26 protein-coding genes, 2 rRNA genes and 1 other annotated feature are annotated in these 26,819 nt (G+C 55.5%); of the genes, 27 read left to right on the top strand and 1 reads right to left on the bottom strand.

Features of this window, described 5'->3' with window-relative positions:
• The 9 genes from ABD76_RS01640 to pssA all read left to right on the top strand — a co-directional run.
• Positions 1–1,730: ribosomal RNA gene (locus ABD76_RS01640) — 23S ribosomal RNA — on the top strand; the annotation flags it as partial.
• Positions 1,731–1,847: 117 nt separating this feature from the next.
• Positions 1,848–1,964, top strand: a 5S ribosomal RNA gene (rrf, locus tag ABD76_RS01635).
• A gap of 1,134 nt (positions 1,965–3,098) precedes the next feature.
• On the top strand, positions 3,099–3,563 hold the full coding sequence (locus tag ABD76_RS01630; RefSeq protein ID WP_197253718.1) for a CtsR family transcriptional regulator: 465 nt from the start codon (positions 3,099–3,101) through the stop codon (positions 3,561–3,563).
• Between the two features lie 107 nt (positions 3,564–3,670).
• Positions 3,671–4,234: a protein-arginine kinase activator protein McsA gene (locus ABD76_RS01625; RefSeq protein WP_197253716.1), complete on the top strand. Its 564-nt coding sequence runs from the start codon at positions 3,671–3,673 to the stop codon at positions 4,232–4,234.
• A gap of 60 nt (positions 4,235–4,294) precedes the next feature.
• Positions 4,295–5,380 (top strand): protein-arginine kinase McsB, encoded by a 1,086-nt coding sequence (locus tag ABD76_RS01620; RefSeq protein ID WP_197253714.1) that lies wholly within the window; start codon positions 4,295–4,297, stop codon positions 5,378–5,380.
• 2 nt (positions 5,381–5,382) lie between these two features.
• Complete coding sequence (gene clpC, locus ABD76_RS01615; RefSeq protein WP_197253712.1) at positions 5,383–7,821, top strand: ATP-dependent protease ATP-binding subunit ClpC; 2,439 nt, start codon at positions 5,383–5,385, stop codon at positions 7,819–7,821.
• Positions 7,822–8,065: 244 nt separating this feature from the next.
• On the top strand, positions 8,066–9,433 hold the full coding sequence (radA, locus tag ABD76_RS01610; RefSeq protein ID WP_197253710.1) for a DNA repair protein RadA: 1,368 nt from the start codon (positions 8,066–8,068) through the stop codon (positions 9,431–9,433).
• A 16-nt stretch (positions 9,434–9,449) separates the two neighbouring features.
• Positions 9,450–10,523, top strand: a complete 1,074-nt coding sequence (gene disA / locus ABD76_RS01605) for a DNA integrity scanning diadenylate cyclase DisA (RefSeq protein WP_197253708.1) — start codon at positions 9,450–9,452, stop codon at positions 10,521–10,523.
• A gap of 54 nt (positions 10,524–10,577) precedes the next feature.
• Positions 10,578–11,306: a CDP-diacylglycerol--serine O-phosphatidyltransferase gene (gene pssA, locus ABD76_RS01600; RefSeq protein ID WP_197253706.1), complete on the top strand. Its 729-nt coding sequence runs from the start codon at positions 10,578–10,580 to the stop codon at positions 11,304–11,306.
• A 118-nt stretch (positions 11,307–11,424) separates the two neighbouring features.
• On the opposite strand, the gene ABD76_RS01595 is transcribed toward pssA, so the two are convergent.
• Positions 11,425–11,820 carry a nucleoside triphosphate pyrophosphohydrolase family protein gene (locus ABD76_RS01595; protein WP_197253704.1) on the bottom strand — a complete coding sequence of 132 codons (396 nt, stop codon included), beginning with the start codon at positions 11,818–11,820 and terminating at the stop codon, positions 11,425–11,427.
• Between the two features lie 202 nt (positions 11,821–12,022).
• Between ABD76_RS01595 and ABD76_RS01590 the strand changes: the two genes are divergently transcribed.
• The 18 genes from ABD76_RS01590 to ABD76_RS01505 all read left to right on the top strand — a co-directional run bounded on the left by ABD76_RS01590 (position 12,023) and on the right by ABD76_RS01505 (position 26,634).
• Positions 12,023–13,114 (top strand): PIN/TRAM domain-containing protein, encoded by a 1,092-nt coding sequence (locus tag ABD76_RS01590; RefSeq protein ID WP_197253702.1) that lies wholly within the window; start codon positions 12,023–12,025, stop codon positions 13,112–13,114.
• Between the two features lie 42 nt (positions 13,115–13,156).
• Positions 13,157–13,870 (top strand): 2-C-methyl-D-erythritol 4-phosphate cytidylyltransferase, encoded by a 714-nt coding sequence (ispD, locus tag ABD76_RS01585; protein WP_197253700.1) that lies wholly within the window; start codon positions 13,157–13,159, stop codon positions 13,868–13,870.
• A 33-nt stretch (positions 13,871–13,903) separates the two neighbouring features.
• On the top strand, positions 13,904–14,386 hold the full coding sequence (gene ispF, locus ABD76_RS01580; protein ID WP_168182412.1) for a 2-C-methyl-D-erythritol 2,4-cyclodiphosphate synthase: 483 nt from the start codon (positions 13,904–13,906) through the stop codon (positions 14,384–14,386).
• A 57-nt stretch (positions 14,387–14,443) separates the two neighbouring features.
• Positions 14,444–15,898, top strand: coding sequence for a glutamate--tRNA ligase (gene gltX / locus ABD76_RS01575; protein ID WP_197253698.1), 1,455 nt, complete (start codon positions 14,444–14,446; stop codon positions 15,896–15,898).
• A gap of 1,083 nt (positions 15,899–16,981) precedes the next feature.
• Entirely contained in the window at positions 16,982–17,671 is a 690-nt protein-coding gene (cysE, locus tag ABD76_RS01570) for a serine O-acetyltransferase (protein ID WP_197253697.1), read from the top strand.
• A gap of 38 nt (positions 17,672–17,709) precedes the next feature.
• Positions 17,710–19,128 carry a cysteine--tRNA ligase gene (gene cysS, locus ABD76_RS01565; protein WP_197253695.1) on the top strand — a complete coding sequence of 473 codons (1,419 nt, stop codon included), beginning with the start codon at positions 17,710–17,712 and terminating at the stop codon, positions 19,126–19,128.
• A 71-nt stretch (positions 19,129–19,199) separates the two neighbouring features.
• Positions 19,200–19,682 carry a Mini-ribonuclease 3 gene (locus ABD76_RS01560; RefSeq protein WP_242069294.1) on the top strand — a complete coding sequence of 161 codons (483 nt, stop codon included), beginning with the start codon at positions 19,200–19,202 and terminating at the stop codon, positions 19,680–19,682.
• 150 nt (positions 19,683–19,832) lie between these two features.
• Positions 19,833–20,570 (top strand): 23S rRNA (guanosine(2251)-2'-O)-methyltransferase RlmB, encoded by a 738-nt coding sequence (rlmB, locus tag ABD76_RS01555; protein ID WP_197253692.1) that lies wholly within the window; start codon positions 19,833–19,835, stop codon positions 20,568–20,570.
• A gap of 2 nt (positions 20,571–20,572) precedes the next feature.
• Positions 20,573–21,112, top strand: a complete 540-nt coding sequence (locus tag ABD76_RS01550; protein ID WP_197253690.1) for an NYN domain-containing protein — start codon at positions 20,573–20,575, stop codon at positions 21,110–21,112.
• Positions 21,113–21,248: 136 nt separating this feature from the next.
• Positions 21,249–21,908: an RNA polymerase sporulation sigma factor SigH gene (sigH, locus tag ABD76_RS01545; RefSeq protein WP_040730925.1), complete on the top strand. Its 660-nt coding sequence runs from the start codon at positions 21,249–21,251 to the stop codon at positions 21,906–21,908.
• 467 nt (positions 21,909–22,375) lie between these two features.
• Entirely contained in the window at positions 22,376–22,525 is a 150-nt protein-coding gene (rpmG, locus tag ABD76_RS01540; protein ID WP_006676475.1) for a 50S ribosomal protein L33, read from the top strand.
• 38 nt (positions 22,526–22,563) lie between these two features.
• Positions 22,564–22,755, top strand: coding sequence for a preprotein translocase subunit SecE (gene secE, locus ABD76_RS01535; protein ID WP_172879079.1), 192 nt, complete (start codon positions 22,564–22,566; stop codon positions 22,753–22,755).
• A 23-nt stretch (positions 22,756–22,778) separates the two neighbouring features.
• The gene (gene nusG, locus ABD76_RS01530) at positions 22,779–23,312 is read left to right on the top strand and encodes a transcription termination/antitermination protein NusG (RefSeq protein ID WP_006284329.1); all 534 of its coding nucleotides are present in this window, start codon (positions 22,779–22,781) and stop codon (positions 23,310–23,312) included.
• 76 nt (positions 23,313–23,388) lie between these two features.
• Positions 23,389–23,814 carry a 50S ribosomal protein L11 gene (rplK, locus tag ABD76_RS01525; RefSeq protein WP_006676477.1) on the top strand — a complete coding sequence of 142 codons (426 nt, stop codon included), beginning with the start codon at positions 23,389–23,391 and terminating at the stop codon, positions 23,812–23,814.
• 61 nt (positions 23,815–23,875) lie between these two features.
• Positions 23,876–24,568: a 50S ribosomal protein L1 gene (gene rplA, locus ABD76_RS01520; protein ID WP_168182404.1), complete on the top strand. Its 693-nt coding sequence runs from the start codon at positions 23,876–23,878 to the stop codon at positions 24,566–24,568.
• Positions 24,569–24,667: 99 nt separating this feature from the next.
• Positions 24,668–24,832: a sequence feature (ribosomal protein L10 leader region), on the top strand.
• Between the two features lie 60 nt (positions 24,833–24,892).
• A complete protein-coding gene (rplJ, locus tag ABD76_RS01515) occupies positions 24,893–25,396 on the top strand; it encodes a 50S ribosomal protein L10 (RefSeq protein WP_197253688.1) in 504 nt (167 codons plus the stop codon).
• A 70-nt stretch (positions 25,397–25,466) separates the two neighbouring features.
• Positions 25,467–25,832 (top strand): 50S ribosomal protein L7/L12, encoded by a 366-nt coding sequence (gene rplL, locus ABD76_RS01510; RefSeq protein ID WP_168182402.1) that lies wholly within the window; start codon positions 25,467–25,469, stop codon positions 25,830–25,832.
• A gap of 196 nt (positions 25,833–26,028) precedes the next feature.
• Positions 26,029–26,634 (top strand): class I SAM-dependent methyltransferase, encoded by a 606-nt coding sequence (locus tag ABD76_RS01505; protein WP_197253686.1) that lies wholly within the window; start codon positions 26,029–26,031, stop codon positions 26,632–26,634.
• Positions 26,635–26,819: the final 185 nt, after the last annotated feature.

Below are 26,819 nucleotides of genomic sequence, written 5' to 3'. Positions count from 1 at the left end.
ATACTTCGAAGCTGGAGTGAAGTCGATGCAGTGGTAGGGGAGCGTTGTGTACCGGGTGGAAGGCAGACCGGAAGGACTGCTGGACTGTACACAAGTGAGAATGCCGGTATGAGTAACGAAAAGACTGGTGAGAATCCAGTCCGCCGAAAGCCTAAGGGTTCCTGGGGAAGGCTCGTCCGCCCAGGGTAAGTCGGGACCTAAGGCGAGGCCGAAAGGCGTAGTCGAAGGACAACAGGTTGAAATTCCTGTACCACCGTAGCCGTTATGAGCAATGGGGGGACGCAGAAGGATAGGGACGCGAGCAGATGGATGCTCGTCCAAGCAGTGAGGCTGGTCAGTAGGCAAATCCGCTGACCGTAAGGCTGGGCTGTGACGGGGAGGGAAAATTACAGTACCGAAGGTCTTGATTTCATGCTGCCAAGAAAAGCCTCTAGCCAGGTAAAGGTGCCCGTACCGCAAACCGACACAGGTAGGCGAGAAGAGAATTCTAAGGCGCGCGGAAGAACTCTCGTTAAGGAACTCGGCAAAATGACCCCGTAACTTTGGGAGAAGGGGTGCCCCGGTAGGGTGAATAGCCCGAGGGGGCCGCAGTGAATAGGCCCGAGCGACTGTTTAGCAAAAACACAGGTCTGTGCGAAGCCGTAAGGCGAAGTATACGGGCTGACGCCTGCCCGGTGCTGGAAGGTTAAGGGGAGTGGTTAGCCGTAAGGCGAAGCTATGAACCGAAGCCCCAGTAAACGGCGGCCGTAACTATAACGGTCCTAAGGTAGCGAAATTCCTTGTCAGGTAAATTCTGACCCGCACGAATGGCGTAACGACTTGGGCGCTGTCTCAACGAGAGATCCGGTGAAATTTTAATACCTGTGAAGATGCAGGTTACCCGCGACAAGACGGAAAGACCCCATGGAGCTTTACTGCAGCTTGATATTGGACTTTGGTACGGTCTGTACAGGATAGGTGGGAGCCTGGGAAGCCGGAGCGCCAGCTTCGGTGGAGGCGCCGTTGGGATACCACCCTGATCGTATCGGAGTTCTAACCAGGGACCGTGAAACCGGTTCGGGGACAGTGTCAGGCGGGCAGTTTGACTGGGGCGGTCGCCTCCTAAAGAGTAACGGAGGCGCCCCAAGGTTCCCTCAGAATGGTTGGAAATCATTCGAAGAGTGCAAAGGCAGAAGGGAGCTTGACTGCGAGACCTACAAGTCGAGCAGGGACGAAAGTCGGGCTTAGTGATCCGGTGGTACCGCATGGAAGGGCCATCGCTCAACGGATAAAAGCTACCCTGGGGATAACAGGCTTATCTCCCCCAAGAGTCCACATCGACGGGGAGGTTTGGCACCTCGATGTCGGCTCATCGCATCCTGGGGCTGAAGTAGGTCCCAAGGGTTGGGCTGTTCGCCCATTAAAGCGGTACGCGAGCTGGGTTCAGAACGTCGTGAGACAGTTCGGTCCCTATCTGTCGCGGGCGTAGGAAATTTGAGAGGAGCTGTCCTTAGTACGAGAGGACCGGGATGGACGTACCGCTGGTGTACCAGTTGTTTCGCCAGAGGCATAGCTGGGTAGCCAAGTACGGAAGGGATAAGCGCTGAAAGCATCTAAGCGTGAAGCCCCCCTCAAGATGAGATTTCCCACATTGGTAAGACCCCTTGAAGACGACGAGGTAGATAGGTTGGAGGTGGAAGTGCAGCAATGCATGGAGCTGACCAATACTAATCGGTCGAGGGCTTATCCTACTTTCACCCCAAAAAGTGACGTGAAGCGTTGCAGCAACACCGATTACTTTTCGGGGACCCCGGATGGTTTGATGATTTTACTTTCGCATTCAGTTTTTAAGGTATAAACCTTATCTGTTTGGTGGCGATAGCGGAGGGGTTCCACGCGTACCCATCCCGAACACGACCGTTAAGCCCTCCAGCGCCGATGGTACTTGGACCGCAGGGTCCCGGGAGAGTAGGACGCTGCCAAGCAGACAAAGACCACTGACTTCTGTCGGTGGTTTTTTTATTTCCTGAATCATATCCCCCGGGGCGAACGCAGTGGGTTCAGACGGCGGACCCTGAAATGCTGCATACATACAGTATTTTTTACCGTTTGGGTTGTTAAACGGCCGAATTCCTGCAAAACTGCATCTTTTCACTCTCTTGTGAAGGAAGGCTAAGAAAAACGGCGGAAATTGCTGCACTTTTGCAGGATTCTCTTTTTGGAGTTTCCCTGCTCAACCAATTCCTGCGTTTTTGCAGGATTTCCTTCAATGAGTCTGCGTCTAGGTCAGACCCGACGAAGCAACGAAATGTTATTCATTAGTCCCAAATGGCATAATCGAAATGTTATCCACCTGTGAATATCTTTTTGAACTGCAAAATGCTGCATGTTATCCTCATCATCCACATTTTCATGCACAATATCCACGGAATGTTCATAATTTCCGCCTGAAATGCTGCGCTAAAAAAAGGGATATCCACAGATGCGCTAAAAATGAAATATCGAACTATCAGTTATCCTGAGTCCAGACAAGCAGCGTCTCCATCCAAATCGTTGAAGCCATTAAAGATATGACTCGCCATGCCTCTCCTTTTTCAAAATGTCCCACAAGAGAGCACGAAATTCTTCCTAATCTTCTTGGCCTAACTCCTTATGCTAATCTGATTGTCGACCTTCGCCTCCCACACTGAACTGCACATGGATCATCTTCAGCATTCTTCAGCATGAGTAACTCTGAATAAGCCGGATCATTCGCAGCGGGCGAGGTATCTCGAGTAGATAAGCTTGCGCAGAAGGCGTTTGGCTATGCCCAGTCCACAGATCATCGCCCTGCTCGATGCAGCGGCGAATCACTTTCTATGCCAACCGCATCCCTTCATTTCTTTTTGAAGTCCAAGTTTATTTTAGGTCAACTTTTGGCAGACTAAATAAGGACCAAGCGAATGCAAAAGCCGCTTGAAAACACAAGAAAAAAGTGCTATCATAAAGTCAAGGTCAAAGAAAGTCAAAGTCAGACTTAATTTGACAAAAACCCATTGTTTTTGTCATCACCGAATAAGGAACAGTCAAAAATGGTTAAAGCTAATATAGAGAGAAATGGACGCAAAGGAGGGCAGAAGATGCGCAATATTTCCGATTTGATTGAGCAGCATTTGAAAATCATGCTGATCGACAGCCCGGAAGGCGCCGTGGAGATTCAGCGGAACGACCTCGCAGAGCAGTTCTCCTGTGTTCCTTCCCAAATCAACTATGTGATCAGCACTCGCTTCACTCTGGAGAAGGGTTACGTTGTGGAGAGCAAGCGCGGCGGCGGCGGGTATATCCGCATCCAGCGGATTGAGCTTCCGGATCAGCGGGCGATTCATACCCATCTATGCGAATCGATCGGGAATCGGATCGGGCAAGAGGCAGCGGAAGGGCTCATATATCAACTGGAAGAAGCGAACGTCATTTCCCGGCGGGAAGCGATACTGCTGCGAGCAGCGGTATCACGCGACAATCTGGCGGTGAAGCTGCCCTACCGGGACGAGATCCGCGCCCGTCTCCTGCGGGCGATGCTGCTCGGGCTGTTAAGCAAGCAATAAGGTATGCTGCCTTTATTTTAACCCGGGGGAAGCAGGCGCCAATCCGACTGCTGATCCCTTTACTATAAGTGAATCCACCAGGATCCAGGATAAGGAGGAGAATGGCCATGATGTGTCAACAATGCGGTCAGAAGCCGGCTACTCTGCACTTTACGAAAATCATTAACGGGCAGAAGACGGAATTCCACATCTGTGAATCGTGTGCCCGTGAGAAAGGCGAATGGATACCGGGCACGGCTAACGGCTTCTCCATCCATAATTTGCTGTCAGGACTGCTCGATTTCGATTTGTCCGGCGGAGCCGCCAAGGGAAGCGGCGACTACGGTGCGCAGATGCCTCAGGCGATGCGCTGCGAGAAATGCGGGCTGACCTACTCCCAGTTCGGGAAGCTGGGCCGGTTCGGGTGTGACAAATGTTATTCCTTCTTCGGCAACCGGCTTGATCCGCTGCTGAAGCGTGTCCATGGGAATACGGTTCATACCGGGAAAATTCCGAAGCGCGGCGGGGGACGCATTCAACGCAAGCGCGAGCTGGATGAGCTCAAGTTCGAGCTTCAGAAGAGCATTGCGCAGGAAGAATTCGAACGGGCGGCGCAGCTGCGCGACCGTATTCGGCAGCTGGAGAAGGAAGGGAACGAAGGGGGCCCTGACTCGTCTGCTCAGCATGGCTAACCCCCTGAACGATAGAATGACAACGATGAATGATCGGCAAGGTGAAAGGAGATGACGAAAATGGCCCAACGCCAATTCATGGAGCATGCGATAAGTGACTGGATGCGCGGAACGGGACCGGACTCCGAGATCGTCATCAGCAGCCGCATCCGCGTAGCGCGCAACCTGTGCGGCGTGCCGTTCCCGCTGCTTGCGACGAACCAGCAATCGGTCGAAGTGCTGAACCAGCTGGCCGCGGTCATCGAGCAGCCGGAGATGTCAGGCTTCCATACGTCTTTCCAACGATGGAACTTGGCGGAGCTAAGCGATCTGGAGAAGCAGGTGCTGGTCGAGAAGCATTTGATCTCGCCGGCCCTCGTGAATGAATCGCGCAACGGGGCGGTCATTCTGAGCGAGGATGAATCGATCAGCATTATGCTGAACGAGGAAGACCATTTGCGCATTCAATGCCTGTACCCGGGACTGCAGATTCGGGAAGCGTGGGAGCAGGCCAGCCGCATTGACGACGTATTCGAAGCGCATGTCGACTACGCGTTCGATGAGAAGCGGGGCTACTTGACCAGCTGCCCAACCAATGTGGGCACGGGGATTCGGGCCTCCGTCATGATGCATTTGCCGGCCCTCGTCATGACGCAGCAGATTAACCGCATTTTGCAGGCGGTCACCCAGGTGGGGCTGGCGGTGCGCGGCATCTACGGTGAAGGCAGCGAGGCGATAGGCAATCTGTTTCAGGTGTCGAACCAGATTACGCTTGGCCAATCGGAAGCCGAGATTATTGACAGCCTGTACAGCGTCGTGAAGCAGATCATCGAGCATGAGAAGGCCGCGCGCGACCAGCTGCTCGAGAACAATCGCATGCGCCTGACGGATCGCATCTGCCGATCCTACGGAATATTGAAGCATGCGGCGATTATGGATTCCAAGGAAGCGGCCCAACGGCTGTCGGATATCCGGCTTGGTTCGGATCTGAATATTTTGAACCATCTCGATCCTTCCGACCTCAATGAACTGCTCGTGATGACACAGCCAGGCTTCCTTCAGCATATATACAAGAAATCATTGTCTACGGAAGAACGCGACATGTATCGGGCTAGCTTGATACGCGACAAATTAAGCAAATCGAAAACGACCAATGGAGGTGCTTGAATATGATGTTCGGAAGATTTACGGAACGTGCCCAGAAAGTATTGGCATTGGCTCAGGAAGAAGCCGTGCGTCTAGGACATAACAATATCGGAACCGAGCATATTTTGCTCGGGCTGATCCGGGAAGGGGAAGGCATCGCAGCCAAGGCGCTCGTGGCGCTCGGCCTCGGCCTGGAGAAGATTCAGGACGAAGTGGAGTCCTTGATTGGGCGCGGGCAGGAGCAGCCTACGAATATCGCATACACTCCGCGCGCCAAAAAAGTGATTGAGCTGTCCATGGACGAAGCCCGCAAGCTGGGCCATACGTATGTGGGCACGGAACATATTTTGCTGGGCCTGATTCGGGAAGGCGAGGGCGTCGCGGCCCGCGTGCTGAATAACCTCGGCATCAGCCTGAACAAGGCGCGCCAGCAGGTGCTGCAGCTGCTGGGCAGCAGCGAAGCGGTATCCAGCCATCACGGGCAATCCCAGAATGTGAGCACGCCGACGCTGGACGGACTGGCGCGCGATCTGACGGCTGCCGCCAAGGAAGGCAATCTCGACCCGGTCATCGGCCGCAGCAAGGAGATTGAGCGCGTCATCCAGGTGCTGAGCCGCCGCACGAAGAACAATCCGGTCCTCATCGGGGAGCCGGGCGTCGGGAAGACCGCGGTAGCGGAAGGGCTAGCGCAGAAGATTATCAACAACGAGATTCCGGAGACGCTGCGCGACAAGCGCGTTATGACGCTCGATATGGGCTCCGTCGTGGCCGGCACGAAGTACCGGGGCGAATTCGAGGATCGGTTGAAAAAAATTATGGATGAGATCCGCCAAGCGGGGAATATCATCCTGTTCATCGACGAGCTGCACACGCTCATCGGCGCGGGCGGAGCGGAAGGCGCTATCGATGCGTCCAACATTTTGAAGCCGGCGCTGGCTCGGGGCGAGCTCCAATGCATCGGGGCGACGACCTTGGATGAGTACCGCAAATATATCGAGAAGGACGCCGCCCTGGAGCGCCGCTTCCAACCGATTACGGTCGATCAGCCGACGATCGAAGAGACGATTCAGATTTTGAAAGGGCTGCGGGATCGCTACGAAGCGCATCACCGCGTCAAAATTAGCGATGAAGCGATTGAGCAGGCCGTGAAGCTGTCCGACCGCTATATTACGGATCGCTTCCTGCCGGACAAAGCCATCGATCTGATTGACGAAGCAGGGTCCAAAGTACGCTTGAACTCCTACACGGTACCGCCGAACCTAAAGGAACTGGAAGCACGTCTGGAAGACATCCGCAAGGAGAAGGACGCTTCCGTGCAGAGCCAGGAATTCGAGAAGGCGGCCGCGCTTCGCGATACGGAGCAGAAGATGCGCGAGGAGCTGGACTCGGTGCGGAACCAGTGGAAGGAGAAGCAGGGCCGCATGGATTCCGAGGTCACGCCGGAAGATATCGCCCAGATCGTCTCCAGCTGGACCGGCGTGCCGGTCGTCAAGCTGAAGGAAGAAGAAACGCAGCGTCTCCTCAATATGGAAGAGGTTCTGCATGAGCGCGTCATTGGCCAGGACGAAGCGGTCAAGGCCGTCAGCCGGGCGATTCGCCGGGCTCGCGCGGGCTTGAAGGATCCGAAGCGCCCGATGGGCTCGTTCATCTTCCTCGGTCCGACCGGGGTCGGGAAGACGGAATTGGCCCGCGCGCTGGCGGAGTCGCTCTTCGGCGACGAGAATGCGGTCATCCGCATCGACATGTCCGAGTACATGGAGAAGCATTCGACCGCGCGTCTGGTCGGAGCGCCTCCGGGATATGTCGGCTATGAGGAAGGCGGCCAGTTGACCGAGAAGGTGCGCCGCAAGCCATACTCCGTCGTGCTGCTCGATGAGATTGAGAAGGCGCATCCGGAAGTATTCAACATCCTGCTGCAGGTGCTGGAGGATGGACGCCTGACCGATTCCAAGGGACGGGTCGTCGACTTCCGCAACACGCTCATCATTTTGACGTCGAATGTCGGCGCAGAGGCGATCAAGCGCAATACGACGCTGGGCTTTACCTCCTCCGACAACAATGAGCGCGACTACAACAATATGAAAGACAAAGTGATGGCGGAATTGAAGAAGAGCTTCCGTCCGGAGTTCCTGAACCGGATCGACGAGATTATCGTCTTCCACTCGCTGGAAGAGAAGCATATCGCCGAGATCGTAACGCTGATGGCCGAGGAGCTGCGCAAGCGGCTCAAGGAGCAGGATGTCGATTTCCAATTGACCGATGCGGCCAAGGCGTTCCTCGCCAAGGAAGGCTACGATCCGGCCTACGGAGCGCGTCCGCTCCGCCGGGCGATTCAGAAGCATATCGAAGATCGCCTGTCCGAGGAATTGCTGAAAGGCGACATCGAGAAGGGCGATTCCGTCACGATCGACGAACAGGACGGCAATCTGGTCGTGCTTCGCAATACGCCGGCAAAGGCCTGACATTTTCATAGGATGCAGCCATCCGAGCGCATCTCCTCCTCCGGGAGGAGATGCGTTTTTTTCATGAAATGCGAAAGTCCTTTCACCCCCTACTTAAAAATGGTAAACTTAAAGATAATGTACAATCTTCGGCAAAAGCCAGTAGAAAATTGTCACGCTTTATCTTTGTATTGCGTTATGCCGATAAACCTAATATAGATGTGGCAACCTATACAATGATGAGTCAGTAGGAGTGTCGGCTCATATGGCCAAAGTAAAAACCAAGTTTTTCTGTACGGATTGCGGATATGAATCCCCGAAGTGGATGGGCAAATGCCCGGGCTGCGGCGAGTGGAACACGATGGTGGAGGAGCGGGAGACGGTCGTCAAGACGGCGGGCGTCCACACTTCCCTCATTCAAACGAAAGAAAAACCGCAATCGATCATACAAATAGAAAGTAAACAGGAAGCGCGCCTGTCCACGACGATTGATGAATTGAACCGCGTGCTCGGCGGCGGCGTGGTCCCGGGCTCGCTCATCCTCGTGGGCGGCGACCCGGGCATCGGCAAATCGACCTTGCTGCTGCAGGCTTCCAACGCGCTGGCAGCCAGCGGCCTGAAGGTGCTGTATGTGTCCGGCGAGGAATCGACGCGCCAGACGAAGCTGCGCGCCGACCGGCTCGGGGCGCTGTCCGAGCGCCTGTTCGTCCTGAGCGAGACGAACTTGCAGTATATTGAAGAGGCGATCGAGGCCATGAGCCCGGACTTTCTTGTCATCGACTCGATTCAGACGGTATATCAGCCGGCGGTCGAATCGGCTCCCGGCAGCGTGGCCCAAGTTCGCGAATGCACAAGCGTGTGCATGCGCATTGCGAAGGGCAGGGGCATCGCGACCGTCCTCGTCGGCCATGTGACGAAGGAAGGAGCCATCGCCGGCCCCCGCATGCTGGAGCATATGGTGGACTGCGTGCTCTATTTTGAAGGCGAGCGCCATCATTCGTACCGCATCCTGCGGGCCGTGAAGAACCGCTTCGGTTCCACGAACGAGATCGGCATTTTCGAGATGACGGAGGGCGGCTTGACGGAAGTGAAGAATCCGTCGGAGATGTTCCTTCAGGAACGGCCGCTGGGGGTCTCCGGCTCGACGGTCGTCGCCAGCCTGGAAGGAACGCGCCCGGTTCTTGTCGAGATGCAGGCGCTCGTGTCGGCGACGAACTTTCCTTCGCCGCGGAGAATGTCGACGGGAATCGATCATCAGCGCCTGGCGCTCATCATTGCCGTCCTGGAGAAGCGCATGGGCATGTTCCTTCAGAACCAGGACGCCTATGTAAATGTGGCCGGCGGGCTGAAGCTGGATGAGCCGGCGGTCGATCTCGCGATTGCGGTCGCCTTGGCGTCGAGCTTCCGCGATATGCCGACCCAGGCGTATGACGTTGTCTTCGGCGAGGTGGGATTGACAGGTGAAGTGCGCGCGGTGTCGCGTGCCGAGCAGCGCGTGAAGGAAGCCGAGAAGCTGGGCTTCAAGCGAATTATTTTGCCAGAGAAGAGCCTGCGGGGATGGACCCCTTCTGGACATATTGAGATAGTGGGCGTAAATACGGTAGCGGAAGCATTGACCGCAGCGTTAGGTTAGGGGGCTTAGATATAGAATGAAGGACAGTCAGCAGGATATTATGAACGATCTGTTGCGGATGGTGGCGCCGGGAACTCCGTTCCGCGAAGGATTGGAGAACGTGCTCCGGGCGAAGACAGGAGCGCTTATCGTTGTCGGCTACAGCCCGGAAGTGATGGAGGTCGTCGATGGCGGTTTTTCCATCAACAGCGATTTCTCTCCGAGCTATTTGTATGAATTGGCCAAGATGGACGGCGCGATCATCTTGAGCGAAGACGTGAAGCGCATCCTGTACGCCAACACGCAGCTGATCCCGGATTCCTCCATTCCTTCGACGGAGACGGGGATTCGCCACCGCACGGCGGAGCGGGTCGCGAAGCAGACGGGCAAGCTGGTCGTGTCGATCTCCCAGCGCCGCAACATCATTACCCTGTACCAAGGAAGCCTCCGGTATGCGCTGAAGGAGATTGGCGTCATCCTGACAAAGGCGAATCAGGCGATTCAGACCTTGGAGAAATATAGAGCCGTGCTCGTCCAGGGAATGACGAACTTGACCGCTTCCGAATTCGAGGAGCAAGTGACGCTGTACGATGTCGTGAATGTGTTGCAACGGATCGAGATGGTATTACGTATTAAAATGGAGATAAAGCGATACATCAACGAACTGGGAACGGAAGGCCGTCTCATCAGCATGCAGTTGGAAGAGCTGGTCAGCAACACGGAAGAGGATGCGTGGCTGCTGCTCAAGGATTATGCCCGCGACAACGGGGATGACAAAGTCCGCGAGATTCTCGTTCAACTCAAGAAGAGCACCGCCGACGAGCTGCTGGACGCGCATCATCTGATACGGCTGCTCGGTTACCCGACGACAAGCGCCATCCAGGATGAATCCGTATCGCCGCGCGGTTACCGCGTGCTGAGCAAGATTCCTCGCTTGCCGAACGTCATCATACAGAACCTGGTGGATACGTTCCAATACTTGCCTCACGTCATGATGGCTACCATCGAAGAACTGGATGACGTGGACGGAATTGGCGAAGTGCGCGCACGCGCCATCAAGGAAGGGCTCAAGCGCATTCAGGAGCAGGTATTCATTGACAGGCAAATTTGATTTTCCTACAATGAAAAGATGAACGTTGGGCATAGTAAAATTAGAGGTGAACCTATGATTACAAAGTCCATTCCGAGCTTGTTTACCGTCGGTAACCTGTTCCTCGGAATCATTTCCATCATGCTTGCGTTTCATAATAATTATGATTTGGCTGCTCTCATGATTATCATCGCCATGCTGCTGGACGGTCTCGACGGCCGCGTGGCCAGGGCCTTGAACGCGCAAAGCGAATTCGGCAAAGAGCTCGATTCCTTGTCCGATGTCATTTCCTTCGGTGTGGCGCCGGCATTTATTATGTACGTTGTAGCTTTTAGCGATATGAACCCGGCGTTGGGCTGGGTAGTGACAGCCATCTTCCCGATTTGCGGGGCGCTCCGGCTGGCCCGCTTCAACGTGAAGGCAGGCATTCCGGGCTACTTCATCGGCTTGCCGATTCCGGCTGCAGGCGGCGTAGCCTGCACCCTGGCGCTGTTCCATGAAAGTATTCCGGCACCGTATCTCATTATCGCCATGCTTTTATTATCGTACTTAATGGTTAGCACCGTGAAATATCCGAATTTCAAAAAGGTCGGCATTTCCAAAAAAGCGCTGTGGCTGACGCCTTTCGTCATCGCGGCAGCCGTCGGCATCGCGCTCTGGAAGCCGGAACAGACGCCGAAGCTCATTTTCGTGCCGCTGGTTCTGTATGCTCTGCTCGGCTTAAAAAAAAACGTTAGGATGCTGAACCGGCGTCGAGGCAAACAGCGCGATTCGGAAGAATGGGTCCGCTCGAAGCATTCGTAACGGCATCCTGCACTTGCTATCGTTCATGAGTTTATACCGAAGAAGCCCTCTCCATCAGCGGAGAGGGCTTTTTTGCGTGCCCGGGCACAAAAAAGCAGCCGCGCATGCAGCTGCTTTTTCAAGACAAGTTAAAGATACCGAGCGTATCGCACCGGCTGGATTCCTGCTTCACCACATCGTCAAGATTGATGTCGAGGAGGTTGCACAGAGCCGACATGTAGAACAGATGCTTGCCCAGTTCATGCTTCACGATATCTTTGCAATTTTCGCATAAATGGCCGTGTACATGGCTTTCGAGGGACTGGCGAGCTTCCTCCACGTCCATCTCTGCCCTGTAAGGCTGCCGCTTGGCGTGAACCTCCAGGCATCCGCATTCTGTGATTGCCTTCGTCACGGCACGGTTAACCGAGGCGTCGGACTGGCCGTACTTGGACAGAATGTCCAACAGGCTCCGGTGTCGCAGTACAAGATCGGCTACTTGCTCTTGGAGCGCTTGCAAATTGGGAGTACTCATTTCCATCCACCTCTATTCTTGATATGATGCGGCGCGAAGCCCGCATAAATCGCTCACAACACGGTTTCATGTCCATTATACGTCTGTGAATTACCAGATTTCAACTTGGACAGGCAGGAAAATATGGAAATGAACGATTAGGAGCGAGGAGCTTGGGCCATAATTGTAAGGAAATCGATTGAAAGTGAGGAGGTGGACGCACATGTTCAAACGTTGGTTTACCGGAATGGCGGGCATTATCGGCGCCTGGGCCGGTTGGGAGTTCCATGGCTATTGGTACGCCCAGACCATGGGCTTCACGGGATTGGCGAATCCGGGACTATCTGCCGGCCGGCTCGCATGGGCATTGGGCGGGGCATTTTGCTTATTTGTACTCAGTCGTGTACTTTATATGCCGTTGGCAAAAAGCTGGAATGAATGGCGGGAGCGCATCGCGCTCGTGTCCACAGGAACCTTGGTTACGGGTACGGCGGGCGCTTTCGCCGGAATCTGCTTCGCTGCGCTGCTGACGCCGCTGCTGCGCGAATTCGGAAGCGCCGGGCTGATGCTGTCGGCCGTTCTGCTGGTGCTGTTCGCCAGCGCGGGCCTGCAGATTGCGCTGATGAAGCAGCAGGATATGGCGGAATGGATCGCCGCCCTGCCATGGCTGAGCGAGCCGGTGGCGGAGGAAGAGGAGCTGCGCGTCGAAGAGCATAAAATATTGGACACGAGCGTCATTATCGACGGCCGCATCGCCGACATCTGCAAGACAGGATTCATAGAAGGGACGATCGTCATCCCGGAATTCGTGCTGGAGGAGCTGCAGCATATCGCCGACTCCTCGGATTTGCTGAAGCGGAACCGCGGCCGGAGAGGCTTGGATATTTTGAATAAGATCCAAAAAGAGCTGGAAGTGAAGGTGCTGATCTACGAAGGGGACTTCGAGGAGATCTCCGAGGTGGACAGCAAGCTGGTGAAGCTGGCCAAAGTCTTGAAAGGAAAAGTGGTCACGAACGACTTCAACCTGAACAAAGTATGCGAGCTGCAGGGCGTATCGGTCCTGAACATCAACGACCTGGCCAATGCGGTCAAGCCGGTTGTCCTGCCGGGCGAGGAAATCGTCGTCCAGGTCATCAAGGACGGCAAGGAGCATGGCCAAGGCGTCGCTTATCTGGACGACGGCACGATGATCGTCGTCGAAGGCGGGCGCGAGTACATCGGCATGACGATGGAGGTGCTGGTGACGAGCGTGCTCCAGACGTCGGCCGGACGCATGATTTTTGCCAAGCCGAAACTGTTGGAAAAAGCCCAATAAACAGGTATGATGGGAAGAGCACCATCATGGAGGTTGACAGAGATGGAACAGGGCTTTGGAGTGGTTATCGTGGCGGCCGGCAGAGGCTCGCGCATGGGCGCCGCGGAGAGCAAGCAATATTTGCCGCTGCTGGACAAGCCGGTCATTATACATACGCTGGAGCGGTTCCAGACGATGGAGGCATGCGAAGCCATCGTCTGGGTCGCCTCCCCGGAGGATACGGCCCGCTGCGCCGCTTGGCAGGAGGAGTACGGCTTGGACAAGGTCCGGGCCATCGTCCCCGGCGGCGCGGAGCGGCAGCATTCCGTGTACGCCGGGCTTCAGACGGTCCGGGCGCTCGGTCTGGGCTACGTGCTGATTCACGATGGGGTGCGGCCGTTCGTGGAGACGGGCAGCGTAGAGGCATGCTACCGGGCTGCCAGAGAGCATGGGGCGGCCGTCCTGGCCGTGCCGGTGAAGGATACGATTAAGCAGGTGAACGGAGGCGTCATTACGGCGACGCCGGACCGACGCAGCTTGTGGGCGATTCAGACCCCACAGGCTTTTCGTCTTGCCGATGTGATGGCTGCGCATGAACGGGCCGCGGCGGACGGATTCATCGGCACCGACGATGCGATGCTGATGGAGCGGGCCGGGATGCAGGTGCGCATCGTGGAAGGGGAGTACACGAATGTGAAGCTGACGACGCCGGACGATCTGGAGTGGGCCTCCTGGTGGCTGGCCCGCCATGCGGCGGCGCCAGGGGAAGAGCGGTAATACCGGATGGAACGACGAAGGGAGAGGCAGAACATGATACGAGTAGGACAAGGCTTCGACGTGCACCAATTGGTGGAAGGCCGTCCTTGCATTATCGGAGGGGTGCGCATTCCGTATGAGAAGGGGCTGCTGGGGCACTCCGACGCGGACGTGCTGCTGCATACGGTCAGCGACGCGGTGCTTGGGGCGCTCGGTCTGGGCGATATCGGCAAGCACTTCCCGGATACGGACGAAGCCTACAAGGACGCGGACAGCAGCGTCCTGCTGGAGAAGGTATGGGCGCTCGCCAAGGAGCGGGGCTACCGGCTCGGCAACCTCGACTGCACGATTATCGCGCAGAAGCCGAAGATGCTGCCGTATGTGCCGGAGATGGCCGCCAATCTGGCGCGTCTCCTGGAAGCGGACGTGTCGCAGATCAACGTCAAGGCGACGACGACCGAACAGCTAGGCTTCACGGGCCGGGGGGAAGGCATTGCGGCGCAAGCGGTCGTATGCTTATTTCACGTTTCGCGGTGATATGGTATCATAATTGGATAGATCAAGACTAGGCAATGTGTCCGGAGGGGAATTCGTATGAGCAACGACATTCGTGTCCGGTATGCGCCAAGTCCGACAGGACATCTGCATATCGGCAATGCGCGCACGGCATTATTCAACTATTTATTCGCACGCCATCACGGCGGAGACTTTATCGTCCGCATCGAGGATACGGACGTGAAGCGCAATGTGGAAGGCGGCGAAGAGAATCAGTTCAAGTATATGAAATGGCTCGGCATGGATTGGGACGAGAGCGTCGATGTCGGCGGGGAATACGGGCCGTACCGTCAGACCGAGCGTCTCGATATTTATAACAAGCATGTGGATGAGCTGCTTGAGCGCGGTCTCGCCTACCGCTGCTACTGCACGGAGGAGGAGCTGGAGGCGGAGCGGGAAGCCCAGATGGCGCGAGGGGAGACGCCGAAGTATGCGGGCACCTGCCGCCATTTGACGGCGGAGGACCGGGCGCGCCTTGAAGCGGAAGGACGCCAGCCGAGCATCCGCTTCCGGGTGCCGGAGCAGCGCTCCTATACATTCAACGATCTCGTCAAGGGAGAGATTACGTTCGATTCCGAGACGACCGGCGACTGGGTCATCGTGAAGAAAGACGGTATTCCAACCTACAACTTCGCGGTCGTGCTCGACGATTACTTGATGCGCATTTCGCATGTGCTGCGCGGCGAGGATCATATCACCAATACGCTGCGCCAATTGATGATCTACGAAGCGTTCGGCTGGGAAGCGCCGGTATTCGGGCATATGACCCTCATCGTAAACGAGAACCGGAAAAAGCTGAGCAAGCGGGACGAGTCGATCATCCAGTTCATGGAGCAGTACGAGCAGCTCGGCTACTTGCCGGAAGCGATGCTGAACTTCATCGCGCTGCTTGGCTGGTCTCCGGAAGGGGAAGAGGAGATTTTTTCCCGCGAGGAGCTGATTCGGATTTTCGATGCGAACCGGCTGTCGAAGAGTCCGGCCGTATTCGATACGAACAAATTGGCCCACCTGAATAACGTATACATGAAGCAGGCGGATCCGGAGCGGATTGCGGCGCTTGCCATCCCGCACTTGCAAAAGGCGGGGCGCTTGCCGGAAACGCTGAGCGAAGAGCAGCAGGCTTGGGCGAAAGCGCTCGTGAAGCTGTATCAGGAGCAGATGACCTGCGCTTCGGACATCGTCGCGCTGTCGGAAATGTTCTTCCGCGAAGAGCTGACGATAGAGGAAGAGGCGAAGGCCGTCCTCGAGGAGCCGCAGGTTCCGGCGGTGCTGCAGGCGCTGCACGCCAAGCTTGAAGCGGCGGAAGCGTGGGACGCCGACACGGTCAAGGCGGCGCTGAAGGAAGTGCAGAAGGAGACCGGCGCCAAGGGCAAAGGGCTGTTCATGCCGGTCCGCGTCGCCGTATCCGGCCAGATGCACGGACGGGATTTGAACGAGACGATCGTGCTGCTCGGCAAAGAGACCGTACTGAACCGTCTCCGCCAAGGCGAGTAGGCGCGTAGGCGGGCAGGCAGCGGCAGGACCGGCGGTCTGTCAGCGCCTAGGCGTGTAGCTGCAGAACCGGCACTGCGTGGAGCGCAGATGCGGGGCCATCACGGCGAGGAGTGCAGATGCGGGGCCGCCTTGGCCAAGGGGCATAGTTGTCCGCGGCAAATCTAAGGGGCCAACTTCTTATTGTCATTCGGAGGACCGATCCGATATACTGAGAAGCATCAGGATAGTCAGGAAAGTCGGGATAGTTAGGCTGGACGATGAACTAAAATTAACGACAAAAAGTCGAATCATCCAAAAAAAGGCGTTGAACGGGAGAGTGCCAGCGATTACGAACCGCACAGAGAGAACGATCGGCAGGACGCGGCGGACAGCCAAGGCCTGACAGGCTGCAAGTCGTTCCGGTTCGCGGCTGGCGCGTTGCGCCCGGAAGCTCCGCCCTTGAGCGTGCACCGGCACGGGTAGGGGGCGGCGGGTTGTCCGCGTTACGGGACAGTGAAGATGGATAGCGATACCCGCAGCTCTTTATTTATTGCGCGCAGCCGGATCCTGCACAGGGGGGGCTGCCGGGACCTCATCGCTGTCTATGCAGAGTGGAACCGCGCCTTGCGCCTCTGCAGCCGATACCGGCTGCGGAGGCTTTTTTATATGGGGGCAAAAAATGCCGCGGGGGCTGCTCTTGGACTACTCCGCAGAGAGCGGCCCTTGTCACATCGTCAATCCTGCAAAAATGCAGCAATTTCTCGTCTCGGAGCGGGAATCTGCGTAAAATGCTGCTAGATTGCAGTATTTTTCCGGGATTTGGGCGAAACCGTGCGAGAACAGCGAAAATTCCTGTATATTTGCAGGATTCATTCGGGCGCTCGCCGGCTGTTATGAAAATCATGTAATTTTACAGCATTTTGGAATGCATGCTTGGACTACACGTTTGAAGTACATGTTTGAAGTACATGTTTGAAGTACATGTTTGAAGTACATGTTTGAAGTACACGTTTGGAGTACACGCATCGAATATCCCGAACATCGTGTTCTCCGACCACCGTTTTATGAACGAATCAAAGCCGACAGAGAAGAGGGGGACGGGTCATGCGACGCATCTACCGAAGAATGCAATCCGACATCCGGGCCGTATTCGAGAACGACCCGGCGGCACGCAGCCGATTTGAAGTGATCTTTACCTATTCCGGCCTGCACGCGATTTGGGCTCATCTGGTGGCGCACTGGTTCTATAAGCGCCGCTGGTTCACGATCGCCCGCATCATCTCCCAGGTGAGCCGCTTCTTTACGGGCATCGAGATTCATCCCGGCGCCCGCATCGGGGAACGGCTGTTCATCGATCACGGCATGGGGGTCGTTATCGGCGAGACCTGCGAGATCGGGAACGATGTCGTGATCTATCAAGGCGTCACGCTTGGCGGTACCGGCAAGGAGAAAGGCAAGCGCCACCCGACGATCGGGAACAACGTCGTTATCGCCTCCGGGGCCAAGGTTCTCGGTTCGTTCAAGGTCGGCGACAATTCGAATATCGGGGCCAACTCCGTCGTCCTGCGGGAGGTGCCGGCCAACTGCACGGTCGTCGGCATTCCTGGCCGGATCGTGAAGCAGGACGGCGTCCGCGTCGACCGGCTGAACCATGCCCAGCTTCCGGATCCGGTCATTGACATGCTGCGCGGAATGCAGCGGGAGATCGATACGCTGCGCGCGGAGCTGGAGCAGCACAAGCAGGAGACGGCAGCCCTCCGCGAGGGCTCCGCGGAGGTTGCGCAACGTCAATAGCCCGAAACGGGCACATGAAACAGGGAGGTTAACTCAACATGACGCTTCAGATTTACAACACGATGACGCGCCGCAAGGAAACTTTCGTTCCGGTGAATCCGGATAAGGTGAACATGTATGTGTGCGGCCCGACCGTGTACGATTATATTCATATCGGAAATGCCCGCCCCCAGATCGTATTCGATGTGGTGCGGCGCTATTTGGAACAGATCGGCTATGAGGTGAATTATGTCGTGAACTTCACCGACGTGGACGATCGCCTCATCCGCAAGTCGATGGAGACGGGCGATCCCGTGCCTGCCATCGCGGAGCGGTTCATTCAGGCATTCTACGAGGATATCGACGGCCTTGGCGTGCGGCGCGCGACGCACAATCCGCGCGTGCTCGATCATATCGAGGAAATTATCGCCTTTATCGCCAATCTGGTGGAGGAAGGCTATGCCTATGAATCCGGCAAGGATGTCTATTTCCGCACGAACCGGTTCAAAGAATACGGCAAGCTCTCCCATCAGAACCTGGAGGAGCTGCAGCACGGCATCCGGGTCGAGGTCGATGAACGGAAGGAAAATCCGGAAGACTTCGTGCTCTGGAAGGCGGCGAAGCCGGGAGAAATCTCATGGCCGAGCCCGTGGGGAGAGGGCCGTCCGGGCTGGCATATCGAATGCTCCGCCATGGCGCGCAAATTTTTGGGCGATACGCTGGATATTCACGGCGGAGGCCAGGATTTGCAGTTCCCGCATCACGAGTGCGAGGTGGCGCAATCCGAATCGCTGACCGGCAAGCCGCTCGCGAATATTTGGATGCATAACGGGTACATTCATATCAACAACGAAAAAATGTCGAAATCGCTCGGCAACGGCGTTATCGTCAAGGAGCTCCGCGCGCGCTACAAGATGGAGGCGATTCGCTACTTCATCCTCGCGACTCATTACCGCAATCCGCTTAATTTCAGCGAGGAAGCGATGATGCAGGCCGAGAAGAGCGCAGGCCGCATCGTCAATGCGGTCCAGAACCTCCGCCATCTGCTCAAGTCGGCGGAGGACGCGGCGGAGCGGGAGCCGGACGAGGCTTTGCAGCAGAAGCTGGCCGGCATCCTCGATACGTTCGACGCGAAGATGCAGGACGACTTCAATACGGCCGATGCGATTACGGCCATATTCGACTGGGTGAACCTGGCGAACAGCACGATGCAACAGGGGAGCGAGGACGAGCGGCGTACGGCGAATCTGCAAGCGCTGCTCGATGCGATCGAGGCGATGAACAACGTGCTTGGGCTTGTACCGGAGCAGGAGGAAGAGGAGCTGCTGGACGAGGAGATCGACCGCCTGATTCAGGAGCGCACCGAAGCGCGCCAGGCGAAGAACTGGGGGCGAGCCGACGAGATTCGCGATATGCTGACCGCCCAGGGCATCATCCTGGAAGATACGCCGCAAGGCATCCGTTGGCGCCGCAAATGAGGGAGCCGCGGGTGCAGCCGGATGCGAAGGATGGAGCAACAGACGTGATGAATGACAATGAGGAACGGGGAATGAATGCCGTGCGCCGGGACGGCGCCGAGGCGGGGGGAACATGGCTGTTCCCTTTTCCGCCGGCGAAGGAGCCGAAGCTGCTGCCGCCGATCGTGCTGGCGTATATGGGCGATGCGGTCTATGAGATGGCGATCCGCCAGTATCTTATCTCCATGCCGAACCATCGCCCGCAGGTGCTGCACCGGCAGGCGACGCGCTACGTGTCGGCCAAGTCGCAGGCGCGGGCGCTTGCGCGGCTTGCGCCGCTGCTGACGGCGGAGGAGGCGGACATCGTTCGCCAGGGGCGCAATGCCAAGTCTGCGGTGCCGAAGAGCGCCAATGTGAATGAGTACCGCCAGGCGACGGCGCTGGAGGCGCTGTTCGGCTACTTGTACTTTATCGGCCGCGGCGACCGCATTCGGGAGCTGGCCGAGATCGTCGTGCAGGCGCCGGATGAGGACGAAGCGCCGTCACAGACGGGTGGACGCGGGAAGCCCGAATAGGCGGCGCGGCGGAACGGCCGGGGCAGCGGGATGGATGGCCGCTCCGGAGCAGAACATTCGCCCAAGCCCGCCGGCCGGGAGCATCCGGGACAACCCGGAATAGCCGATTGAACGGCAATAGGAAGCAAGATTACGGGAGGCAGCATAGACATGGAAGAATACATTGCCGGAAAGCACTCGGTCACCGAGGCGCTCCGCTCCGGCCGTACCATTCATAAAATATGGATTGCGGACAATGCGCAGAAGCATCTGACGCAGCCGATTATCGCCGAAGCCAAGAAGGCGGGCGTCATCGTTCAGACCGCCGACAAGCGCAAGCTCGATCAGATGGCGGAGGGCGTGCAGCATCAAGGGGTTGTCGCCCAGGTAGCCGCTTATGGCTATGTGGAGGTGGACGATATCCTCGCCCGGGCGGAAGCGAAGGGAGAGGCGCCGTTCCTCTTGATCCTCGACGAGATCGAGGACCCGCATAATCTCGGATCGATTCTCCGGACGGCAGACTGCACGGGAGTGCATGGCGTCATCATTCCGAAGCGGCGTTCGGTCGGCTTGACCGCCACCGTGTCCAAAACATCCGCCGGCGCCGTAGAATATGTGCCGGTCGCGCGGGTAACGAATCTGGCGCAGACGATGGAGCAGTTGAAGGAGCGGGGCATCTGGCTCGTCGGAACGGATGTGTCCGCGACCCAGGACCTGTACGAGACGGACCTGTTCACGATGCCGATCGCGCTGGTCATCGGGAATGAGAGCAAGGGCATGGGCCGCCTCGTCAAGCAGACCTGCGATGCGCTGCTGAAGCTTCCGATGGCCGGACAGATCAATTCGTTAAATGCGTCGGTCGCCGCCGGGATATTCATGTATGAGGTCGTGCGCCGGCGCCGCGGCTGAGAATGCGGCAGCAAGATTGGCGCGACGTGCTGTTGGTCGATGGCTACAATATGATCGGCGCCTGGCACGAGCTGAAGCAGTTGGCAGACCGGAGGCTCGAGGACGCGCGCGACCGCCTGCTGGACAACCTGGCGGAGTATCAGGCGTATTCCGGCCGGCGGGTCATCGCCGTCTTTGACGCCTACCGCGTCCCCGGTCTGGGAGCCACCTATACACAGGGGAAGATCGAAGTCTACTTCACGAAGGAGAAGGAAACGGCGGACGAATGCATCGAGCGTCTTGTCAAGGAGCTCTCCCATCGCCGGCGCCAGATCTATGTAGCCACTTCGGATATGACCGAGCAGCGCGTCGTCCTCGGCCTCGGCGCGCTGCGCATATCGGCCCGCGAGCTTCGGATTATCGTGGAGCAATCGAGGCGGGAGGTGGAGAGCCGGATTCGCGAGCATGCCTCGAAGCCGGTGAAGCGCAATCCGCTGGAAGGAAAGCTCAGCCTCGACCAACTGCTGAAGCTCGAACGGATGCGCCGGGGGGAAGAAGATTAGGACAATTTGTCGAATAGCTGGAATTCCGCGCCGGATAAGGCTTTACTTGGTTGACGGTGCGAGATAGATTCATATATACTGAATCTATCATTTGTGATGTAACGGTGAATTGCGTTGCAGGCCGGAGGGATTGCTAGTGAGTGTTGACCTCAGAGCATTGAGCACCCCCTGTCCGTACGAACGGTTGTCGGATGAACTTCTCGTCGACGCAGTTCGTGAGGGAGACAGCGAAGCGCTAGAGTATTTAATTAACAAGTACCGTAATTTCGTACGTGCGAAGGCACGCTCTTATTTTTTGATAGGAGCCGATCGCGAGGATATCGTACAAGAAGGTATGATCGGATTATATAAGTCAATCCGGGATTTCAAGGGCGATAAGTTGGCTTCATTCAAGGCGTTTGCCGAACTGTGCATCACGAGGCAGATCATTACCGCAATCAAGACGGCAACGCGCCAGAAGCACATTCCATTGAACTCCTATGTATCCTTGGACAAGCCGATCTATGATGAGGATTCGGACCGGACGCTTCTTGATATTATCGGAGGCTCCCGCGTGTCGGATCCGGAAGAGCTGATTATCAATCAGGAAGAATTCGTCGGACTGGAAGACAAGATGGCCGAGATTTTGAGCGATCTTGAGCGCAGAGTGCTAATGTTGTATTTGGATGGCCGATCCTATCAGGAGATTGCCGTTGATCTGGATCGCCATGTCAAGTCGATAGACAACGCCCTCCAGCGCGTCAAGCGCAAGCTGGAGCGCTATCTGGAACTGCGGGACGGCGACGGAGAAGAGTAGAAGAGTGTCCGCGGATTGCGACTAAATCAGTAGTGTACCTCCTCTAAGAGGAGAAGGACGGACGCTTTCTTTTTTTACCCAAATCTGCCCCTTCTGCTGACCGCCCCTATCGCATTGTCTGTCGATTGCCTCATCGTCGCAGGTTTAGATTTGTTCAGATTCCACAATAATGAATAATAGTCGATTTCGAGAGAGCGGATTTACCGGCAAGCAGCTGTCCAACGGCATAGCGAGGAAGCCCTGCGAACCCCACAGCAGCGCTATCTTTTCATTGACTTCAATTGACCCTTGTGATAAAGTGTTTTAGGTAGGCCTAAATATGCGTACGTATTACTGAGTAAGCTTGGCTTATTCAGCTTGCGGGAACGGAAGCTCCCTGTCATCGGGCAGGAGGGCGTATCCGTATTCGTTAGACTATAATTTCGACGCTTCTTATCACAATAAGGTGTCTTCAGGAGGTGTACTACATGCGGGTAATTATTACGATGGCTTGCACGAGCTGCAAACAACGCAACTACACGACGACAAAAAACAAGCGCAATCACCCAGACCGCATTGAGTTGAAGAAATTCTGCAAGTTCTGCAACGAGCATACTTCTCATCGCGAAACGAGATAAGTCTGATGGAGGTGTAGTCCGTGGCTTTCTTCGGGAAACTGAAACAACCTTTCAGTTCATTGTTTTCCTTCTTTGCCGACAGCTGGGGTGAATTAAAAAAAGTTCGCTGGCCCAATCGTAAAGAGCTGACAAGCTATACGTTGGTCGTATTGGGGACGGTTATCTTTATGACGCTTTATTTCTGGGTCCTTGACATCGGCATTTCCGCGATCGTCGAAGCGATTATTTAATAAAGTCCCAAGGTGGCTTGGTTATGGAAAAGAGATGGTACGTTGTTCATACCTACTCCGGGTATGAGAACAAAGTGAAAGCCAATCTGGAAAAGCGCGTCGAATCCATGGGAATGGAAGACAAGATATTCCGGGTTCTTGTTCCGATGGAAGAAGAATTGGTGAACAAAGACGGCAAGAAAAAAACCGTCATGCGCAAGGTTTACCCTGGCTATGTATTGGTTGAGATGATCCAGACGGATGAATCCTGGTATGTTGTCCGCAACACGCCGGGCGTCACTGGATTCGTCGGTTCCACGGGATCCGGCTCGAAGCCGATTCCTCTGATGCCGGAAGAGGTAGAACAGATTTTGCGGCAGATGGGAATGGAAGAGCCGAAGCCGAAGGTCGATTTCGAATTGAAGGAATCGGTACGCATTAAGGTAGGGCCTTTCGCTAACTTTGTCGGCACGGTCGAAGAGATCCTTCTCGATAAAGCGAAGTTGAAGGTCCATGTTAACATGTTTGGAAGGGAAACCCCGCTTGAACTGGATTACCATCAGGTGGAGAAGATTTAATACATCTTTGACAGGTTTTCTGTTGTGAGGGGAGCTTGCTCCGGACTCACATATTAGCGCAAGGAGGTGTACGACAATGGCAAAAAAAGTCATCAAAGTGGTAAAATTGCAGATTCCTGCAGGGAAAGCGAATCCTGCGCCGCCGGTCGGTCCGGCACTGGGTCAAGCAGGCGTGAACATCATGGCATTCTGTAAGGAATTCAACGCGAAGACTGCCGATCAAGCAGGCCTTATCATTCCTGTTGAAATCACAGTATTCGAGGATCGCTCCTTTACGTTCATTACGAAGACGCCTCCAGCAGCAGTATTGCTGAAAGTGGCTTCCAAGATCGAAAAAGGTTCCGGCGAGCCAAACAAAAAGAAAGTAGCTACAGTGAAGCGCGATACGGTTCGCCAAATCGCTGAGCAAAAAATGCCAGACCTGAATGCGGCATCCGTAGAATCGGCTATGCGCATGGTTGAAGGCACAGCCCGCAGCATGGGTATCGTCATCGAAGACTAATCGGGTCTCGTGACAGATGTGGGAGGTTCAACCGCTATTACCACGAAGGAGGAACAAAATCATGGCAAAACGTGGCAAGAAGTATGAAGAAGCCGCGAAGTTGATCGATAGAGATGCAACTTACGAGCCGGCGGAAGCCATTGAATTGGTGAAAAAGTCGGCTACGGCTAAATTTGACGAAACCGTTGAAGTTGCTGTGCGCCTGGGCGTTGACCCGCGCAAACAGGACCAAAACGTGCGTGGGGTAGTCGTGCTTCCTCACGGAACAGGTAAGACGAAGCGCGTTCTCGTCTTTGCAAAAGGCGAAAAGGCGAAAGAAGCGGAAGCGGCTGGCGCTGATTTTGTAGGCGATCAGGATATGATCAACAAAATCCAGCAAGGCTGGTTCGACTTCGATGTCTGCGTGGCAACACCGGACATGATGAGCGAAGTAGGTAAATTGGGCCGTATCCTCGGCGGTAAGGGCCTGATGCCTAACCCGAAAGCCGGCACGGTTACATTCGACGTTGCCAAAGCGATCCAAGAGATCAAAGCGGGTAAAATCGAGTACCGTCTGGACAGAGCAGGCCAAATTCATGCGCCTATCGGAAAAGCGTCCTTCAGTGCCGAACAGTTGAACGAAAACCTGAAAGCACTCATCGACGCGCTGAACCGTGCGAAGCCGGCTGCGGCCAAAGGCGTATACATGAAGAACATCGCGGTATCTTCCACGATGGGGCCTGCCGTACGCGTGAACACAGCGAACTATCGCTAAGTTCGGCAGTATCTCGCATTCTTGGTTTGCTATAGTTGAGGTTGACACAAGTTGGCCAGCTATGGTATCCTAATGAGGTTGTGAGATTCGCGTGTATGTTGAAAATGAATAATCGTACCATAGACAGTAGGTGCCGTAAGGCTTAATCTCCTACCGAGGTGTTCGAAATAGAAGATGCGGTGGCGCATGGGAACATGCGTGATCAGGCGCCGCCGCATTCGTGATGCCTCTGTAGATTGCTGCAGAGGCTTTTCTTATGCTCGTGTAGGTAGAACATAATAGTCCAGGATGCGGTTAGATAAGAACTTGTAGGAGGTGGATCGAGTGGCAAACGCAAAAGTTATCGAAGCGAAACAGCAAGAAGTGCAAGCAATCGCAGAGAAACTGCGTGGCAGCGTAACGACGGTTGTAACCGACTATCGCGGTTTGAACGTGTCTCAAGTGACTGAGCTTCGCAAGCAGCTTCGCGAAGCAGGCATCGAGTTCCAAGTGTTGAAAAACACCATGGTTCGCCGCGCGACAGCGGAAGCGGAATTGACCGAGCTGGATCAAGTGTTGTCCGGACCGACGGCTATCGCTTTCAGCCCGGAAGACGCAGTAGCTCCTGCGAAGATTTTGAACGATTTTGCGAAGAAAAATGACGCTCTTGAGATCAAAGGTGGCGTGGTCGAAGGCCGCGTTGTCGATGTAGCTCAAATCAAGGCACTGGCAGAACTTCCTTCCCGCGAAGGCTTGCTGTCCATGTTGCTCAGCGTGCTCCAAGCGCCTGTGCGCAACTTCGCACTCGCCGTCAAGGCGGTCGCAGAGAAGCAAGAAGCAGAAGCGTAAGATACTCCGTGCCCATACGGGAACGTGAACATTTTCTACTATAACTTACTATGAATATGGAGGTTTAACCATGAGCAAAGAGCAAATCTTGGAAGCCATCAAAGGCATGTCCGTATTGGAACTGAACGACCTGGTTAAAGCAATCGAAGAAGAATTCGGCGTAACCGCTGCAGCTCCTGTAGCAGTTATGGCTGGCGGCGCTGGCGATGCTGGTGCAGCTGAGCAATCCGAGTTCGACGTAATCCTGACGAACCCAGGCGCTGGCAAAATCAATGTCATCAAAGTCGTTCGCGAAATCACAGGTCTCGGCCTGAAAGAAGCGAAAGATCTCGTAGACAACGCACCAAAGCCATTGAAAGAAAAAGTAAGCAAAGAAGAAGCAGAAGCAGTAAAAGCGAAGCTCGAAGAAGCTGGCGCAACTGTAGAACTGAAATAGTATTTGCTTGCTGAAGTGCGGAACCCCTTGAAGAACATTCAAGGGGTTCGTTGTCTAGGATACGACGTCACGACGCGCCTGTTCTTGCCGCAACTTTGGGGCGGAGGACAGAGGACCGGGATAGAGCATCACAGAGGCTAGCGCATCTTAGCCAATGAACAGCAGCACTTTGAACGCAGAGGAAGGAGGGCGGAAGTTGACGGGACATTACTATAGTCACCGGCCGGATACGCCGCATGATCGGCAATATTGGAAGGCGGAGCTGCGCGGGCATACGCTGCAGTTCGTGTCGGATGCCGGCGTCTTCTCGAAGGGCGGAGTTGACTTCGGAAGCCGCGTGCTGATTGAAAATATGGACATTCCGGACGGAGCGCAGGTGCTTGATGTCGGATGCGGCTACGGTCCTATCGGAATGGCGGCGGCCAAGCTTGCCCCGCAAGGTCATGTGACGATGGTGGACGTGAATGAACGGGCGCTGGAGCTGGCCCGTGAAAATGCGAAGCGCAACGGCATATCCAATGTGGCGGTGCTGCAAAGCGACGGATTGGACGGCATCGGCTCGTCAACCTTCGACGTCATTTTGACGAACCCGCCGATACGAGCCGGCAAAGAAGTCGTGCACCGGATTTTTGAACAATCACACGCTCATTTGAATGCTAGAGGAGCGCTATGGATCGTTATTCAGAAGAAGCAGGGGGCGCCTTCTGCGGAAGCCAAGCTTCGGGAGCTGTTCGGCGAGGAGCAAGTGGAGCTGGTAGCCAAAGAGAAGGGGTACCGCATCTATCGGGCTGTCAAAGAATAGTTTAAATTCGAAGTTGACTCGACATGCCCGATATGGTATTATTATAAAATGTCAGTATTAGGATGGCCTTCATGTCTTTACATGACCAAAATGTCAAGCTTTTTTTTGAAAAGACGAATACATTTTCGTGAAATGAAGTATAATGTTTACATTTTGGGCAAGTCTATCGGATATGAAGGATGTTC

It is taken from the genome of Paenibacillus dendritiformis, assembly GCF_015845845.1.
In the GTDB taxonomy this organism is placed as follows: Bacteria; Bacillota; Bacilli; order Paenibacillales; family Paenibacillaceae; genus Paenibacillus_B; species Paenibacillus_B dendritiformis_C.
The sequence above is the reverse complement of the archived record's forward strand: the minus strand, read 5'-3'. Positions and strand labels throughout refer to the sequence as shown.